Source organism: Paenibacillus sp. FSL R5-0810 (assembly GCF_038002285.1).
In the GTDB taxonomy this organism is placed as follows: Bacteria; Bacillota; Bacilli; order Paenibacillales; family Paenibacillaceae; genus Paenibacillus_AQ; species Paenibacillus_AQ lactis.
The window spans coordinates 671,036-687,736 of the sequence record NZ_JBBOCF010000001.1 but is presented as its reverse complement, the minus strand read 5'-3'; the positions used below and the strand labels follow the sequence as shown (position 1 = coordinate 687,736).

At 53.1% G+C, this 16,701-nt stretch carries 13 protein-coding genes; 1 reads left to right on the top strand and 12 read right to left on the bottom strand.

The window, feature by feature from the left end; translation table 11 throughout:
- Positions 1 to 55: 55 nt before the first annotated feature.
- The 6 genes from MKX76_RS03205 to MKX76_RS03180 form a co-directional block, all read right to left on the bottom strand.
- Complete coding sequence (locus tag MKX76_RS03205; protein ID WP_213617089.1) at positions 56 to 3,868, bottom strand: GH32 C-terminal domain-containing protein; 3,813 nt, start codon at positions 3,866 to 3,868, stop codon at positions 56 to 58.
- A 144-nt stretch (positions 3,869 to 4,012) separates the two neighbouring features.
- Positions 4,013 to 4,903 (bottom strand): ROK family protein, encoded by an 891-nt coding sequence (locus MKX76_RS03200; protein ID WP_007132087.1) that lies wholly within the window; start codon positions 4,901 to 4,903, stop codon positions 4,013 to 4,015.
- Between the two features lie 38 nt (positions 4,904 to 4,941).
- On the bottom strand, positions 4,942 to 6,405 hold the full coding sequence (locus MKX76_RS03195) for a glycoside hydrolase family 32 protein (RefSeq protein ID WP_213617091.1): 1,464 nt from the start codon (positions 6,403 to 6,405) through the stop codon (positions 4,942 to 4,944).
- Between the two features lie 78 nt (positions 6,406 to 6,483).
- Entirely contained in the window at positions 6,484 to 8,082 is a 1,599-nt protein-coding gene (locus MKX76_RS03190) for an ABC transporter substrate-binding protein (protein ID WP_028406846.1), read from the bottom strand.
- 43 nt (positions 8,083 to 8,125) lie between these two features.
- Positions 8,126 to 9,007, bottom strand: a complete 882-nt coding sequence (locus MKX76_RS03185; RefSeq protein ID WP_007132090.1) for a carbohydrate ABC transporter permease — start codon at positions 9,005 to 9,007, stop codon at positions 8,126 to 8,128.
- 16 nt (positions 9,008 to 9,023) lie between these two features.
- Positions 9,024 to 9,953, bottom strand: a complete 930-nt coding sequence (locus tag MKX76_RS03180; RefSeq protein WP_050954082.1) for an ABC transporter permease — start codon at positions 9,951 to 9,953, stop codon at positions 9,024 to 9,026.
- Positions 9,954 to 10,438: 485 nt separating this feature from the next.
- On the opposite strand from MKX76_RS03180, the gene MKX76_RS03175 reads away from it, so the two are divergent.
- Positions 10,439 to 11,473: a LacI family DNA-binding transcriptional regulator gene (locus tag MKX76_RS03175; protein WP_007132092.1), complete on the top strand. Its 1,035-nt coding sequence runs from the start codon at positions 10,439 to 10,441 to the stop codon at positions 11,471 to 11,473.
- Between the two features lie 127 nt (positions 11,474 to 11,600).
- Here the strand turns inward: MKX76_RS03175 and ylqF are convergent, their stop codons facing one another.
- From ylqF to trmD, 6 genes are all read right to left on the bottom strand, one after another.
- Complete coding sequence (gene ylqF, locus MKX76_RS03170) at positions 11,601 to 12,467, bottom strand: ribosome biogenesis GTPase YlqF (protein WP_007132093.1); 867 nt, start codon at positions 12,465 to 12,467, stop codon at positions 11,601 to 11,603.
- Positions 12,468 to 12,525: 58 nt separating this feature from the next.
- The gene (lepB, locus tag MKX76_RS03165; RefSeq protein WP_007132094.1) at positions 12,526 to 13,137 is read right to left on the bottom strand and encodes a signal peptidase I; all 612 of its coding nucleotides are present in this window, start codon (positions 13,135 to 13,137) and stop codon (positions 12,526 to 12,528) included.
- A gap of 101 nt (positions 13,138 to 13,238) precedes the next feature.
- Positions 13,239 to 13,583 carry a 50S ribosomal protein L19 gene (rplS, locus tag MKX76_RS03160; protein WP_007132095.1) on the bottom strand — a complete coding sequence of 115 codons (345 nt, stop codon included), beginning with the start codon at positions 13,581 to 13,583 and terminating at the stop codon, positions 13,239 to 13,241.
- A 228-nt stretch (positions 13,584 to 13,811) separates the two neighbouring features.
- Positions 13,812 to 13,955, bottom strand: a complete 144-nt coding sequence (locus MKX76_RS03155; RefSeq protein WP_007132096.1) for a hypothetical protein — start codon at positions 13,953 to 13,955, stop codon at positions 13,812 to 13,814.
- Positions 13,956 to 14,030: 75 nt separating this feature from the next.
- Positions 14,031 to 15,656: a collagen-like repeat preface domain-containing protein gene (locus tag MKX76_RS03150; protein WP_007132097.1), complete on the bottom strand. Its 1,626-nt coding sequence runs from the start codon at positions 15,654 to 15,656 to the stop codon at positions 14,031 to 14,033.
- 229 nt (positions 15,657 to 15,885) lie between these two features.
- Positions 15,886 to 16,701: a tRNA (guanosine(37)-N1)-methyltransferase TrmD gene (gene trmD / locus MKX76_RS03145; RefSeq protein ID WP_007132098.1), complete on the bottom strand. Its 816-nt coding sequence runs from the start codon at positions 16,699 to 16,701 to the stop codon at positions 15,886 to 15,888.

Here is a 16,701-nt window from a genome sequence, read left to right as displayed (position 1 = left end):
AACGAACATGTTTTTCTTATTCGACATGGCGTCCTCATGTTCCTTGCTATTTGAGTTACGGCGTCTCCAGCCTCCACGCTTGCCTGCGCTGCCCCGCCGGTTCGCCAAGCTGGAGCTTCGTGCCGTCTTCCGACACTTCCAGCGCTTGCCCGTTATGGAGAGAAACAATGGCCACGGTTCCGTCCTGATTGGGTTCAAGCCTCCAGCGCTGGTTGTTGAATCCGAGGTAGCTGTAAAGTTGAAGCCGATTTTGGCCCGTGTCCAAATCCAGCGCCTTCCCTTCGAGCGTTCGAATCGAATAGGTCCCGCTCCCTGCCGGAACGAGCATCCACTGCTGATGCTCCGATCCGTCAGGGGCTTGCACCGTAACCGGCTCCCCGTTCTGGGAACGATCCGCATGCAGCGCTTTGGGCATGGCGGCATTTTCAATCTTGGTCACTTCAAGCTCGGCATTCGACATATGGCTGGCATAGAGATGCTGGAAAGCCGCTTGGCCGCCGAACACGTGCACGCCGAAGCGGCCTTCAGCAAATGTGCCGTCCTCCAAGTCCGCGAGCTCCTGGCCATCCACCTCTACCCGGATATGCGGTCCGTTCGCCTCGACTTTAATCCGATACGTTCTTCCCGACTGAAGAAACGACGCCTTTCTTGCGAGCACCTGGCGCTCCTCGAACCTCCCCTCCACCTTGTAAAACAGCCGGATCGCCTTGAGATTCGGATCGAGATTCACATAATATCCGCTGCGACCGTCCCTACTGGCACGGAATAGAAGGGATCCGGCACCCCCGCTGTCTCCAAGCCTTATTTCTCCCTCATACGTAAAATTGCCTGCGGATATGTCCGACATATATGCGGCATCGCCGATATGGCCGCCCCGGATGCCGTCCTTGGTCAGCACCCATCGGGATGCTGAGACGTCCGACTTCCAACCGGTAAGGTTCGTATGAAAGACACCGCTGGTCACATTCACGCGCGTGCCGGACGATACTTTTCCGTTCGGCGTCGAGGCGGTAATGAGAGCAGTTCCCTCTCCTTTCGCCACGATCACCGTGCTCGAATGTCCAGATGACGTTACCTCCGCAACCTTTGGATCGCTCGACGACCAAACGATCCCGTCTGCCCCTTTACCCTGTCCGTTATCAATGGAAGCAAAGAGCGGTTTGGTCTGTCCCAAGGATAGCTCAAGCGTCTCGGTATCCATAACGACCCGCGGCTCTTTCGCCTCATCCTCCCTCCAAATATGCTGCAATGCATGGACTTGAAGCGATACCACCTTCACCTTCCCGCCCTCACTGTAAAAGCTCATGCCTCTGCTGGCCGGATCCGGGAAGATGACATCGGAGAATACGACCCTGCCGTCATTGCCGAACACTTCTACCGAGGATTCATCCACCAATATTCGCAGCTTGATCCGGTTGCCTTCAGGCTTGAGCGGGGCTTCGTGCAGCGTAGAGAACAAGTCCGAGAAATCCGTCATGCCGGATGCGGAGCGGTCTACGAACATCTTGCTGCCGGCTGCGCGGTAACCGACAAGCGTCCTCTGCCCGTCACCTTCACGCAGCCGGAACCCAAATTCGGAGGCGGCTCCGGTTGGCGGCAGCTCCAGCTCCGCCTCGATTTCATAAGCGCCTGATGTGATCCCTTTGAGCAGATTTTCGCCGGAAGTCCCCACCTCGCGGTTGGTGATGTGCAGAACGGGGCTTCGGAGCTGAGCGAGCTCTTCAATCGGAGTCTGATGCATCCGGATTCCCTCCTCCGTCTCCTTAAGCGACACTTGTCTCGGAATGCTCAGCTGCCCCTTCCACCCCGTTGTCGGAAAGCTGAACGGATAATCCCAATTGGTCATCCAGGCCAGCATGATTCTTCGCCCGTCCGGCATATCGGAGAAAGACATCGATGCATAGTATTCTTTGCCCCAATCCGTCTTCAGGACAGTGCCTGCCGGATTGTCGTTAATGAATTTGCCTTCGGGCGTCAAGTCACCGATGAAATATTCGGCATCGGAGCCCTGCGTGTTCGGATTGGCACCGGTGCTGATCATCAGCACCCATTTGCGCTTTTTGCTCCCTTCGACCGGAAGCTGAAACAGGTCCGGACATTCCCATACGCCTCCGCGGATGTAAGCTCCGTATCCGAATTGATCGGTCAAGGTCCAATTCAGCAGATTGGTAGAGGTGAACAACCGGATATGGTCGCCGCCCGATACAACCATCACCCAGCGATTATTGGCCTCATCCCGGACGACCTTCGGATCGCGGAAATCCCATCCGCCCGGATCCTCGCCGGTCTTCCCCGGATTTTCAATGACAACGGGATGCTCTTCCGAGTACTTCCAAGTCCGCCCGCGGTCGGTGCTGTACGCAAGACCGATTTTTTGATTGCCGTTATGCCGGTCCGGATTGTAGGAGGTATAGTAGGCGATCAGTCCTTTGCCTCCGGAGCTTCCGAACAAACCCGAAGCGTTCGTTGTATCGGCAACCGCGGAGCCGGACCAGACATGACCGAGATCATTCCATGGCAGGGCAATCGGCAGCCGTTTCCAATGAATCAGATCCCGGCTGACAGCATGCGCCCACTGTCCGCCGTCCTGGTGAAAGAGATGATACTCCCCTTCAAAATATACCAGTCCGTTCGGATCGCTTGCCGAGCCCCGAATCGGACTGTAATGATACTGCGGCCGATACTTCTCGGTATAGTAGCTGGCATAGGGCGTTATATAAACGTCTTGAAAATAAGCGATTCCGGAGCTGGCCATAACACCGTGATATCCGCTAGGGAAGGCCGTATCGACCATGTCGATCGCAGCCGGCTCATAACCGTCTACGAATATTTGAATCCGTTCCCCGATCGCTTTTACTTCCAGATGATGCCGGCTTTCCCGTTGACTCGGATAAGTCACACGGGATTCGTGAAGGATCGTCCCGTCGGCCTTTTTTAAATAGACCCTTACCCGCTCCCCCTCTCCCTGAAGAACAGCGGCATACCCTTCCGTTCCCTGCGCATTGCTTCTGAATAATAAGCCGGCCGAGCCTTGCCCGTTCAGGATCAGATCGCCTTCAAGCACAACATCCGCCTCATGGTTCCGGAATACTTTCTTGGCTTCCAGCCCGTCCTCTCCCGTGCCTTTGAGCCCCTTCAAATCCGGCTGCCATAATCCTTGGGAGGAGATGGGCTCCAACGTATTGCCAGACATATCGCTGACCCGGATGTTTTGAAACAGCGCTGAACCGTTCCAGACGTGCAGCCCGAGGCGGCCCGTCCGATGCGCAGCGGCTTCCGTATCAATGACCGGTTCATATTGCTGCCCCCAGTAAACCTGAAGCCGGGTTCCTTCCGCTTTGACTCTTAGATGGTATATGTCTCCCGGTTTCGCTTCGACCTTCCGTTCGACATTAAGGACACCTTCCCCGCCGCTAGCATCCTTCAGGCGGATAACGCCGGCACCGAGAGCGAGCTGCAGCATGTACGAGCTCCACCCGTCTTCACCGGAGCGGAACAGAAGGGTGGCATCTGCCTGGGGATCCGTTACCATAACATCGGCCTCATAAATAAAATCGTCGGCGACCGTTTCCGATATGGCCATCACATTCTCTTGCGGATCCGATGTTAGCCGAAGTCCCTCCCCTGTTACCTCCATCCGCCCTTTGCCATGCAGCTTCCATCCCGTTACATTCGAGTTGATTGCGCTTTCATTAATCATCGCGCTTTTCCCTTCTGCAGCTTCCGAAGCTGCGCTGTCCAGCTGGGTAACCAAACTGGCATGGGTATCCAAGCTCGAATTGGAAGCGCCGAACGATATTGCAGCGCTCGAAGCAGCCATCACGACAGCCAAGCTTAGAGACAGGATTAATTTTGCGAACCATTTCATCATACTCCCTCCAAATCCAACCTTGTATTTAAAACTTCCCTATTCGCAGCTGATGATCTTGCACTCCTTTTTCGTAATCTTCCCCGTCCCTATGACGAAAGCTGCCCTGCGGCTGCAGAGCAGCCATCGCATAAGAAATCGCTGCTAAACGGCGGAACGGCGGTCTTGAATCGCCTTTAATCCCAGTGCCAGCGCACCGTAAAGTCCGGCTTGAGAGCCCAAACCGGGTGGAATGATATATTCCTCGATCCGGTTCATAATTTCATCCGCCTGCACATAGCCGTTTAATATCCGTTGAACTTCGGAACGGACCAGCGGAAACAGATGGGCCTGCTGCATGACGCCGCCGCCCAGAATGATCTTCTCCGGGGAATGCGTCAAAATGATCCCTGCAACGGCCTGGGCGATATAGTAGGCTTCCATAGGCCAGGCCGGGTGGTCTGCCGGCAGCTGATCGCCTTTCACGCCCCAGCGCGCTTCGATCGCCGGGCCGGCAGCCATGCCCTCGAAGCAATCTCCGTGATAAGGACAAGCCCCTGCATATTGATCGTCAGGATGGCGTCTTATCAGGACATGGCCTCCTTCCGGATGAACCAGTCCATGGACGAGCCTGCCTTCGGCATATACGCCGACCCCTACGCCGGTACCGATCGTTATATAAACGCAGCTGCCCAGGCCTTTTGCCGCTCCCCACACCGTTTCGCCGTAGGCTGCCGCGTTCACGTCCGTATCCCAACCGTATGGCACATCATAATGTTTCTTCAGTTTCCCGAGCACGTCGCAATGTCCCCAGCCCTGCTTCGGCGTCGTTGTCACGAACCCGTATGTAGTGCTGCTGGGCTTCAAATCGATCGGGCCGAATGAGCCGATGCCGATCGCATCCACATTTTTTTCGCTGAAGTAGGAAATGACGCGGGACAGCGTAACATCCGGATGCTCTGTCGGAAAATGGACGACATCCTCCATGATCCCAAGCTCATTGCCAACGCCGCAGAGAAACTTGGTGCCTCCTGCCTCAATTGCTCCGATACGCATATCTTCATGCTCCTAACCTGGCTATATATTTTTGCGTGTTACAACGACAATTCGTAGAGACGAAGAGATCGGATCACTTCTGCTTGCTCGGCGTCGCCCGCTTCTACGGTCAAGCTCATCGATGCTTTATCCGGATAGATCAGGTCCGTGAAGACGATCTGACCGCCGCCTGCAAACACTTCGACGGAGGAACGGTCGACCAATATCCGAAGCTCCACATGCTCATCCTTGGTTTTCATTTGCGCTGCGTGTCTTCCGGGAAACGCGGGGTGGAAATCCGAAATGCCGGACCTGGACCGATCCACATAAACCTCGGATGCCGGGCCGTTGTACCCGATGACCGTCTCCTGCTCCGGCCCGATTCTTATTTTAAACGCAATGGCGCTGTCAGCTTTGATGACCGCATGGATTTCATAGCTGTCCAGCCGGAGCTTCGACAGCTTTGCAGCCACCGTAGCTGCGTCTGCCCGCTCAATGGACACAACCGGTCTCCGGTAACGCTCCAGCTCACGCGCCGGCTGCTGAATCAGTTCCGCCACGCCGTCGCGTTCTTCCAGCTTCAGCTCGCGTACCGTGGTCATGGCCCCCCGATAGCCGGAAGTCGGTGTCTGGTTTGCATACTTCCAGTTGCTCATCCAGCCGATAAATAGACGCCTGCCATCCGCTTCCGGGATATCCGACCAGCTGACGCCGGCGTAATTATCCCGTCCGTGATCGAGCCAGCGGATCCGGCTAGCCGACGCTTCATCGGGCTTAAAGCACGCTCCGTCGAACTCACCGGTAAAAAACTGCGTTCGGGAGCCTTCGGCATACGCCGGATTGTCGCCGATGCTAACGAGCATCACCCACTTCGTCATCCCTTCGCCGACCGGCAGCGGGAACAGGTCCGGACACTCCCATACCCCGTCGTGGGATCCGATCCCTTCACCGAACTCGCTTCCAAAAGCCCAATCCTTCAAATCAGGAGACGTAAAGATGCAGACCGTCTGTCCGCATGCCACGATCATGACCCATCTCTTCGTCGCTTCATGCCAGAATACCTTGGGATCGCGAAAGTCAACGTAGCTCTCATGCTTCAGTACCGGATTTCCGGCATATTTCGTCCACGTCCTCCCGCTGTCTTTGCTGTAAGCGAGGCTTTGGTACTGCTTGACTTCGGTGCCGCCGGCAGCTTCGACATGATGCGTAAAGATGGCAACCAGTCCCGGCTCGTCATCGAAGAACCCGGTCGTATTGTGCCAATCGACAACGGCGCTGCCGGAAAATATCATGCCGTGCTCATCGGGCAAGAGCGCGATCGGAAGCTCTTCCCATGCCACCAAATCCTTGCTGACCGCATGCCCCCAATGCATCGGTCCCCAAGTCGTACCGAACGGATGATGCTGATAAAATAAATGGTACTCTCCCTTGAAAAAGACCATCCCGTTCGGATCGTTCATCCAATTCTGCTTCGGGGAAAAATGATATACGCCCCGGTAGTTATCCTGTGTAATCGTTGACATGATCTGTGCTCCTTTAGTTGTAGTCATATAAAAGAGCAGCCGTGAGCCATATTCGGAAACCGCACGGCTGCTGAGTCCTTATTTCGTGCTGCGATCATATCCCGCCTGTTTGATGGACAGCCATTCCTGCAGTCCAAGACGGTCCAGCTCCTTCAGATAAGCATCCCATTCCTGATCGATTTTTCCGTTCTGGTACCATTCGGTGCGCATTCTCTCCAGGTACGGGAATAAATCCGTTTCGATGGTGGACAACCGGTCCAGCTCCTCGATGGAGAAGAACACCTTCGGATACGTATTCTCCGCTTTCATATGCGGTACCATGACATCCTTCATCAGCTTCAGCCTCCATGCCGCGTCATCCGGCATCGTGGTATATTTGCCGTAATATTCGTCGAGGATTGCGAGCGGCCCCGCAATGCTCGTTTTTTGACGCAGTTCGACCGGGGCGGTTCCTTCAAGCGGAAGATGCTTCAGCATTCCCTTCTCCTCGTCCAGCTCGAAGATATTCTGCTGCGTATCGTCTCCGTATGTCCCCCAGTTGTTCTGTACCGACTGCAGCGGCTCATACAGCTGATCGACCCATTTAGCGGTCTCTTCCAGATGCTTGTTGCTGCTTGTAATGACCATTCGGCCGCGGTCAAGACCGATTCCGTTCGTGCGGGTGACATTCTTCTCCCCGCTCGGACCGGCAAGCGGCGGCATCAGATCATAAGCATCGTTCATGCCGGTAATGTTCGCTTTATCCCAAGTGAAGTACAATCCGTATCGATGGTCTTTGCCTTTGGCGAGATAGGTGTTCCAATCCTGCTGGAACGCTTCGATATCGATAAGTCCTTCCTCGTACAGCTCATTCACAAACTTCACGGCATCTTTATAGCCTTCTTCCGCTGCGGTGAAGACGACCTTTCCATCGTCGGTGACCACGGTATGATCCCAGTTCTCTCCAAGCCCGAATGATGCAAAAAGGAAGGTCAGATCCTCGCCGCCCGGCTTATTGATGAACGACAGCGGAATTTCATCCGCTTGTCCGTTTCCGTTCGGGTCCTGCGTCTTGAACGCGATCAGCACCTCTTTCAACTCCTCGGTCGTCGTCGGCATCTCAAGCCCGAGCTTGTTCAGCCACTCGACATTGATCCACGGGAAGTTATCGACCGATTGAATGCGCTCCTTGCCGGATCCCAGCTCTTCGATCCACGGAAACGAATAAATATGTCCATCCGGTGCCGTAATCAAACTTCGGTATTCCGGGGCTTGCTCCAGCACCTTTTTGAAATTCGGCATATGCTGGTCGATCAAATCCTCGACGGGGATGATGACCCCGTCCTTGGCCAGCTTCAGCAGATCGTAATCGCCGTATCCGGCGTCAAAGATCGCGTCCGGGAGATCGCCGCTGGCTACGGCCAAATTCCGTTTCTCCGCAAAAACGTCGCTGGTGTAATTTTTCCAGTTGATATGAATGCCCGTCTTCTCCTCCAGTCGCTTGTTGATCAATTTGTCGTTCGGGTCGGCCGGCGCGAGCGGCGAGCTTTGCGTCAGGAAGTTGAGCGTTACCTTCCCGTCCGGCGATTCGCTCTCCGCCTTGCCGCCCCCGCCGCAGCCGGAAAGGAGCAGCAGCGCAGCGAGCGCCGATATCGACATGACCTTGCCTGCGGTTCTTTGGGTTCTTGTCTTTTTCATTCGAATGACCTCCATATCATTGCTATTTATGCTCAGGGGGTGCCTATTTCAAGGAACCGACCATGACGCCTTTCTCGAAGTATTTCTGGAAGAACGGGTACATGACAAGCAGCGGAAGGCTTGAGATGACAATCGCGGAGTACTTGATCATCTCGGACAGCCGCTTCAGCTCTGCCATGGCAAGCTGGTCGTTGATCATGCCGGGAGCCGCCTGGTTTTGGATCAGGATCGACCGGAGCACCAGCTGCAGCGGGTGCAGCTTCGGATCCTCCAGGTAGATCATGGCATCGAAGAATGCGTTCCACTGGCCGACAAATGCATATAGGGCAAGGACAAAAATGATCGGCTTCGATAAAGGCAGCACGATTCCGAAGAAAATCCGCTTATCCGATGCTCCATCCACATTGGCCGCCTCTTTCAGCTCCTTCGGGATGCCCTTGAAGAAGGTTCTGGACAAAATAATATTCCACACGTTGACGGCTCCAGGTATGATGACAGCCCATACCGTATTCAGCATGCCCAGCTCCCTTACCAGCAGGTATGTAGGAATCAGTCCGCCGCCGAAGAACATCGTGATGATAAACAAGGTCATGAATACATGCCGGCCGGCGAGCCTATTTTCGGAAAGGGCATATCCGGCACAGACCGATACGGTTACGGTGACAAACGCAAAGGCTGCCGAATAAAACACGGCGTTCCCGAACCCTCGAACCATCGCAGGATTGGACAGAATTTTTTTGTAGCCTTCGAGGCTCCAATCCGACAAGTTAAACGAGAGTCCCTTGCTCAGCAGCACCGTCGGATCCATAAACGAAGCCACGACAATGTAAACCAGCGGCACGACGACGATGAGGACGGCAAGAGTAAGAAAAATTCCGATGATCGTTAACAGAAAACGGTCGAACCGCGAGTGCTTGACGGCCATACAATTTAACTCCTTCCTAGTAGAGGCCTTCTCCCTCATTTAGTTTCTTGACGATGAAGTTTACCGAGATCAGCAGGATGACGTTAATGACCGAGTTAAAGAGTCCCACCGCGGCGGAATAGGCATAGTCACCCGATTGCAAGCCGACCTTGTACACATAGGTTGCGATAATCTCGGAAGCCGGAAGGTTCATCGAGGTTTGCATCAAGTAGGCCTTTTCAAACCCGATCGACATGATGCCGCCGGCCGCGAGAATGAATACGATGGCCATGATCGGCCGGATCGTCGGAAGATCGATGTTGCGGATTCGTTGGAGCAGATTGGCGCCGTCCAGGCTAGCAGCGTTATGCAGCTCCGGATCGACGTTCGCGAGTGCCGCCACATAAATGATCGATGCCCATCCGGCTCCCTGCCAAATATCCGATAATATATAAATCCATCGGAAATACTCCGGCTTCGACATGAACATGAGAGGCTCGCCCGTGATCCAGATCACGAACTGGTTAATCGGACCGGTCGGCGACAAGAAGATGAAGAGCATCCCGACAATGACGACAACCGAAATAAAATTGGGGGCGTACAGGAAGAGCTGAATATTTTTCTTCACGGATGCTCTGCGGATCTGATTCAGCATCAGCGCCAAAATGATAGGCACCGGGAAGCTGAAGATGAGGCCGAAAAAGCTTAGTTTAAGCGTATTCATAAAAATGACATCGAAATTAGGCGAAGATAGAAACTTCTCGAAATGCTTCAGCCCCACCCATTCGCTCCCCAAAATCCCTTTGATCGGGCTGAAGTCCTTGAAGGCAATGATCGCGCCGTACATCGGCACATATTTGAAAATAAGGGTCAGTATAAGCGCCGGAGCAAGCAGGATGTACAGAAAGTAGTTTTTTTTCAGGAATTCGAGCCCCTTCCCCGCGGATCGCCTCTCTCTGCGCACCATAGACTGTTGATCGATTTCTGCCGAGCTTTCCAAACCTTCTACCTCCGTTTCACTCAAAAAAGTTTACAGTAAGGGTTTTCATTTTCCCACTGCGGTTGTTCATTGCTTTTACAATTTAACAAAGGATGCCCAACGAGTCAATAACTTTTGTAAATTTATTTTTGTGCATTTGATAATAAATAAATGTTCAATATGTTTAGCTTATACACTGAAATGTCTGTTAAATCATGAATTAAAGCTTGGTAGGGAACGCCCCCCCAAACCCCTTGTTAAGTGATACATAATAAAAAATCCAGGCTGATTGCCCTGCTTTATATCACTTTATCAGCGTGTGTAAATGTAAATATAATTGTGCATTTGTAAAGTTTAAGTTGCTATTTTGTCTGATCTATTATACATTGGACATAAGGTAATCAAGCCGCAAGTCATAACGGCCGCCCTGCGGACTTTAGGTTTGAATTTGAATTCGAGGTGAACTCCCGTACATGGCAAAAGAGAAAGTCACAATCCAGGACATCGCCGATGCGCTCGGCATTTCTAGGAACACGGCGTCCAAGGCGCTCAACGGCAGCGCCAGCATCCCGGACGAGACCCGCAATAAGGTCATTAAGAAAGCGATCGAGCTAAAATATAAGCAGTTTGCGTACATGGAATCGGACAATCTTATGACAAAACCTCCGGGCAATATCGCATTGCTCACGGCGAATATGCCGAGCAACTCCCACTTTGGCTCACGGCTCATCAGCGGATTGGAGAAGCGGATCAGCGCCGAAGGCTATAATTTATCCATTCATATCGTCAGGGACATCGATCGGGCCTCGCTCATGCTGCCCAACAATTTCGAGGCCTCCAAGGTGGACGGGATGATCTGCATTGAGCTGTTTGATTTGGAGTACAGCAAGAAGATTACAAGCCTCGGCCTGCCGACCATCTTCATCGACTGCGCGGCAGACCTGTTCTACCCTGATCTGGAGGCCGACCTGCTGCTGATGGAGAACGAGCACAGCACGTACCGTTTAACGAAGCAGCTGATCGATAAGGGGTGCAGAACTTTAGGATTTATCGGGGATTATCATCATTGCAAAAGCTTCCATGAGCGCTGGACGGGCTTCACGCGCGCATTGAACGAGAAGGGCATTTCCTTGGACCTTAACCAGTGCGTCTTGAACCCGGACCGGGAATTTTTCTCCGATTCCGATTGGATGGACAAGCGGCTGGGTGAGATGAAGCATCTGCCTTCCGGCTTCGTATGCGCCAATGATTTTATTGCGGTGAATGTCATGAAAGCGCTCAAAAACAAAGACCTTCACATTCCGGAGGACATCGTCGTCACCGGATTTGACAACGCCAACGAATCGCGCATCGTTGAGCCTCATTTGACGACGGTCCACATTTACAGCAACGAAATGGGGATTACGGCAGCAAACATGCTGTTATCCCGGATCAAAGAGCCTTCACAGCCTTACCAAGTCACCCATATCCAGACCAAGCCGATCTTTCGCGAATCGACAGGGGACTAAGGATTGCCAGCTCTTCACTATTCTTCAGGACAAAAAAAACCGACCTGTCGGCTAACACCGAAGGACGGTTTTTTTTGATCTTTACCGGGCTCGCAGCTCTTGCATGCGAACGGTTATGATGAACGGCTTAATATGGGGATTCCATGGAGTAGCGGCCCAGCTTCCCTGCACGCAGCTCGCGCAGGAAGATGCTGGAGGCCTTCTCCAGATCCACCCTTCCTCCGCTCACGATGCATCCCCGCTTCCGGCCGATGGCCTCCATGACGGACACGATCTCATCCGGATTCTCGAAATCGCTCGGACGCTCCTTCAGATCGAAGCGCTCGCTCATCGCGTCCCAATAGTACTTGGAGAAATATTTGATTGCAAAGAACGCAATATCCTCCACGTTCAAAATTTCCTCTTTGATCGCTCCGGTCACGGCCAACCGGTATCCTACATTCTGATCCTCGAATTTCGGCCACAGGATACCCGGGGTATCCAGCAGCTCCATCTCGCCGCCGGTAACCTTGATCCATTGCTGGCCCTTGGTGACTCCCGGCCGATCTCCCGTCTCCGCAATGTTCCGGCCGGCTAGCCGATTGATCAGGGTAGATTTGCCCACATTCGGTATGCCCACGATCAAGACGCGCATCGCGCGCGGGTTCATGCCCTTGGCGATCTGCTTGTCGATCTTCTCCTTGAGCAGCAGCTTGATCTGGCCGGGAATCTCCTTGACTCCCGTTCCGGTGGAAGCGTCAACCGGGAAGGCCGGCTGTCCTTGTTCTTTGAAATAAGCGATCCACTGCCGCGTAACTTCGGGATCCGCCAAATCGGCTTTATTCATGAGCATCAGCCGCGGCTTGCCCTGCAGAATCTCATCAACCATCGGGTTTCGGCTGGAGAGTGGAAGCCTGGCATCGATCAGCTCGATGACCGCATCGATGAGCTTCAGCTTCTCCTGAATTTGGCGGCGCGCTTTGGTCATATGTCCGGGGAACCATTGTATTGTCAAACGTCGTCACCTCACTATACTCTGAAAACAACTTGTACTGTAAACTAGATCGAAACCGTTAATGATTGACGATCCCAATATCTTTCAGCGGCCAAAAAACCAAATCGGCCCGACCAATAATATCCCCCAAAGGGACATATCCAATCATCCGGCTGTCGGTGCTGTTCGACCGGTTGTCTCCCATCACAAATACATGCCCTTCAGGCACGACCCCTTCCGTTACGAAGGAATTCGGGAAATCCGTATTGTTGTATAATCTGCCTTCAGCATGGGCCTGATCAATTGCTTCCTGTATGTAGGTTTCATTGATTTGCTCTCCATTGACAAACACCTTATCGCCTTCCACTTTTACAGTGTCTCCTGCAACGGCGATGACACGCTTAATGAAATCCCTGCCTTCGTCCGGTACATGGAACACAATGACTTCCCCCCGCTCCGGCTTGCGGAAATCGTACAGGATCTCATTTACGATCAGCTTTTGATTGGATACAAAGTTAGGCTCCATAGATGGACCTTGTACGATAAACGGTTTGAAGAGAAGCCAGCGAATCAGAACAACGAGTACCAGCGCGATGAGAAGTGCCTTCAGCCATTCCAATAACTCATTCTTTGCCTTCTTGGCTGGTTTCTCCACACCAGGATCCATTGCTCCCTCATGATTTTTCTGCATAATCCACCGTCCTTCTCTAACGATTACTTCGTTCTATCGCAAATTTTGGATATACAAAAGGGGCTTGTATATACGCACAAGCCCCCTTTACCGCCTTGTAATTAACGACGAATTTCTTTAATTCTCGCTGCTTTACCGCGCAGTTCACGAAGATAATAAAGCTTCGCACGACGCACTTTACCACGGCGAGCCACTTCGATTTTCTCGATTTTTGGCGAGTTGATTGGGAAAGTTCTTTCCACACCAACACCGTAAGAAATTTTACGAACTGTAAAAGTCTCACTGATTCCGCCACCGCGACGTTTAATTACTACACCTTCGAACAGCTGGATACGCTCACGAGATCCCTCGATAACCTTAACGTGCACTTTCAAAGTGTCACCAGGACGAAAGCTCGGAATATCCTTGCGCAGTTGTTCTTGAGTAATCGCTTGTACGATATTCATCTAGGACTCCCTCCTCTCACACAGGCGTTCTTGCATCTTCCGGAAATCATGTATTGTTTCCTTCATTATCCGCAGCGGACCACCGTACTCACAACAAAAGAAATATTAACATATTTTATGGGCTGAATCAAGTGAAATTGTTAATCAGCCTCCTCGGTCATCCATATCCTGGCATCGCCGAATTAAAAAACCACCGCCGGCTAACACCGAAAGTGGCTTTGGGATTCATTAGTTTACGGATTCTTTTGTATCCTGGATGCCTTTATGGCGCTTGCTGTAATATTCGAGGATGTCGTCCACCGTGCGGAATTGGACATCGGCATTTTCGTTTTTTTCGCTGCTGGATTCGTAATGATTGGTACGTTCCGTCATTTCCGTATACCTCCTAGTACTTCTCGTTGATCACAAATACTTATTACCCAACAGATAGAACGATGCACCAACAAACTAATTTCTGATTTTGGATATCGATAGTTGGGAGGCTTTTACCGTTACTGCTGCCTCCGATCGATTATAAAGGGCAAGGGTATTGCCAACACTACAATTCAAGACGGCGGATCCTGACACTAAGGCTTTGCCCGAATTCGAAGAAAGGCCTGCCGTGCCGCTCTTATTACCATCGATTACAATCCCGAACGAGCTAGGCGCTGTTTGGCCGGGCGGGAGTGATATCCTCCATTCCAAGTAGTAAAAGCCCGCTGACCTAATCGTTAACGAATCGGTGCCGTTAAAAGACACCCCTTGCAGTGTACTGGCGGTAAAAGCGACAGGCGAATGGGGCATGACATGCTGGCTTCCGCCATCACCGGTATACAGCACGGTGCCTCCGACCACCGGATCGGATACGCCCGATCCTGCCGGTCCGGTCGCTTCGATACGGGCAGGATTTGCTTGATCCGTTTCGCTTTTCTGGCCATGCGGTCCCCTTGAGCTGGATGCTCTTGTAGACTCGGCATCCTCAATCGATTCAGAGGCCCCTGCAGGCCTGTTTAAGCCTGCTGAACCGGTAACCGCGACTGGACGATTCACTGCTCCTCCGGAGGCGCTGCCAGGTCCCTGCTGAGGCGCAGGCGAGACGGTCTCTGTTGTTCTCGCTTCCTCTTCCCCCGATCCCTCCTCCGGTTCTGTTGGAGCTACCGGTAATGTCTTCCCCTCAGGAACGGTCGGCCCCGACATCCCTATTGCAGCTGTGCGCCCCTGGCCATCAGCGATACCTGGCTCCTTCTCATGCCTTCTCTGCAAGCCTTCTGGGTGCTCCTGGACGGTATCCTTCCGAGCAGCCTCTGAACTTGTCCTTGCGGCAGGCAGTAAAGCGTGCGGTGCCGTTTCCGGAGCATTGGCTTGCTTATCCTGCTCAGCGATTTCCCCCGCATGCGCGTGTGCGCCGCTCATCAGCTGTTGATCTAAACGCTCCGATACCGTTTCCGACTCATTAGGCTGCTGAAGCGTATACATCTCTTCCGTAGACTGCTTGGGCAGTGCAGGCTGCTGAGAGGAGTCGTCGTCGAAGCGGCCCGGCTGTTCGTCCATCTCTTGCACGACGGCGCTAAGACGCATTCTCGTCCCCTGTTCAGCCTCTTTATCAGCTGCTGTACGATCAAGCCGGGACGGGTTCGTCAGATTCACTGGCTCTGCTTGATCGGTGCCGGACATTCCCTCTCCCGGAGCAACATCCTGTAAACCGGTTAAAGCCTGGATAATCACCTCTCCAACACCGATGCGCTCCCCGTAAGACCGAATCAGAGCAAGCACGGCATCGATTCTCGTCCATATATGCGGCAAGTTATTCGTATTGGGAATCGTAGCTACCTGCTGCACACTCTGCCGGAAAACCCGTCGCTCCTTAGACGTAAATCCCATCCCGGAGACAAGCTCATTCAAGCTTTGCAGCGTCGTCTTGATTCTGGTAAAATCCTCGTATTCCGGCTGCTGCGCGAAGGCGTTGAGCAATCCTGCTATCTGCTCCGTCAACGTAATATACTGGGTCAATTGCGCCTTCCTTACTCGAATTGTGCCTGTTCCAACCTCCTGGATTCCTGCTCTCAGCCGCCCGCCGTTTCTTCTCCCCCGCATAAGTCCTTCTCACCCCTACGCTCCGTTGTCGCTCCCCATAAAACTACTTAAAGCACAGTACTCATCCTTATAGAATATGCCGGCAACTGAAGCAGCCGTGCCATGGACACCGTACGATTTCATGACCCTCTCAACAAGTCAGACTATCATTACTGTATGTAAAGCACGGCCTTTGTATTATGAGAAAAACGAAAAAAAGGCCCTTTTACTCCAGGCCTCTTTCTCAATGCTATGATTCGGTTGGTGCTTCCGCTTTGCTGCGCAGCTTGTCCAGAAAGGCTTGATCCTTCTTGGACAGCTCAAGCCGCTCCAGCAATTCGGGACGCCGCTGCCATGTGCGCAGAAGCGCCTGCTCACGCCGCCATTGGTCGATATTGGCATGATGCCCGCTGAGCAGAATATCCGGGACCTTCCAGCCGCGGAATTCAGCCGGTCTGGTATAATGCGGATATTCAAGCAGTCCGGTGCTGAACGAGTCCGTTACGGCCGATGTCTCATTGCCCAGCACACCAGGCAGAAGTCTGACGACGGAATCGATAATCACCATGGCCGGCAGCTCCCCGCCGGTGAGAACATAATCCCCGATGGACAGCTCATCGGTCACGAGATGTTCCCGAATTCGCTCGTCATAGCCCTCATAATGACCGCAGATAAAGATGAGATGCTCCTCCTGCGACAGCTCCTCCGCTTTGCTCTGGGTAAAGGTCTCCCCTTGCGGGCACATCAGAATAATCCGCGGCCGCTTCTGCTCTCCGGGTTCCATGAAAGCATCAGCATTCGCTTGGGGCGAGTCCTGTCCCTCCGGAAGCTCTGTCCTTGACAAGATATCCTCCACCGCTGCGAAGATCGGGTCCGGCTTCAACACCATACCGCCTCCCCCGCCGTACGGAGTATCATCCACTGTACCGTGCTTATTGCCCGCATAAGGACGGAAGTTGATGGCGTTCAGCTTCACAATCTCCTTCTCGGCAGCCTTGCCCAGAATACTCGAATGAAAAACGCCATCGAACATCTCCGGGAACAGTGTCAACACATCGATCTTCAT

Coding starts and splice junctions, on each gene's coding strand:
- MKX76_RS03200 (WP_007132087.1), bottom strand. CDS start 4,903: ATGCGTATCGGAGCAATTGAGGCAGGAGGCACCAAGTTTCTCTGCGGC.
- MKX76_RS03150 (WP_007132097.1), bottom strand. CDS start 15,656: ATGCGGGGGAGAAGAAACGGCGGGCGGCTGAGAGCAGGAATCCAGGAG.
- MKX76_RS03175 (WP_007132092.1), top strand. CDS start 10,439: ATGGCAAAAGAGAAAGTCACAATCCAGGACATCGCCGATGCGCTCGGC.
- MKX76_RS03205 (WP_213617089.1), bottom strand. CDS start 3,868: ATGAAATGGTTCGCAAAATTAATCCTGTCTCTAAGCTTGGCTGTCGTG.
- MKX76_RS03195 (WP_213617091.1), bottom strand. CDS start 6,405: ATGTCAACGATTACACAGGATAACTACCGGGGCGTATATCATTTTTCC.
- rplS (WP_007132095.1), bottom strand. CDS start 13,583: ATGAATATCGTACAAGCGATTACTCAAGAACAACTGCGCAAGGATATT.
- MKX76_RS03180 (WP_050954082.1), bottom strand. CDS start 9,953: ATGGTGCGCAGAGAGAGGCGATCCGCGGGGAAGGGGCTCGAATTCCTG.
- MKX76_RS03155 (WP_007132096.1), bottom strand. CDS start 13,955: ATGACGGAACGTACCAATCATTACGAATCCAGCAGCGAAAAAAACGAA.
- MKX76_RS03190 (WP_028406846.1), bottom strand. CDS start 8,082: ATGAAAAAGACAAGAACCCAAAGAACCGCAGGCAAGGTCATGTCGATA.
- lepB (WP_007132094.1), bottom strand. CDS start 13,137: ATGCAGAAAAATCATGAGGGAGCAATGGATCCTGGTGTGGAGAAACCA.
- MKX76_RS03185 (WP_007132090.1), bottom strand. CDS start 9,007: ATGGCCGTCAAGCACTCGCGGTTCGACCGTTTTCTGTTAACGATCATC.
- trmD (WP_007132098.1), bottom strand. CDS start 16,701: ATGAAGATCGATGTGTTGACACTGTTCCCGGAGATGTTCGATGGCGTT.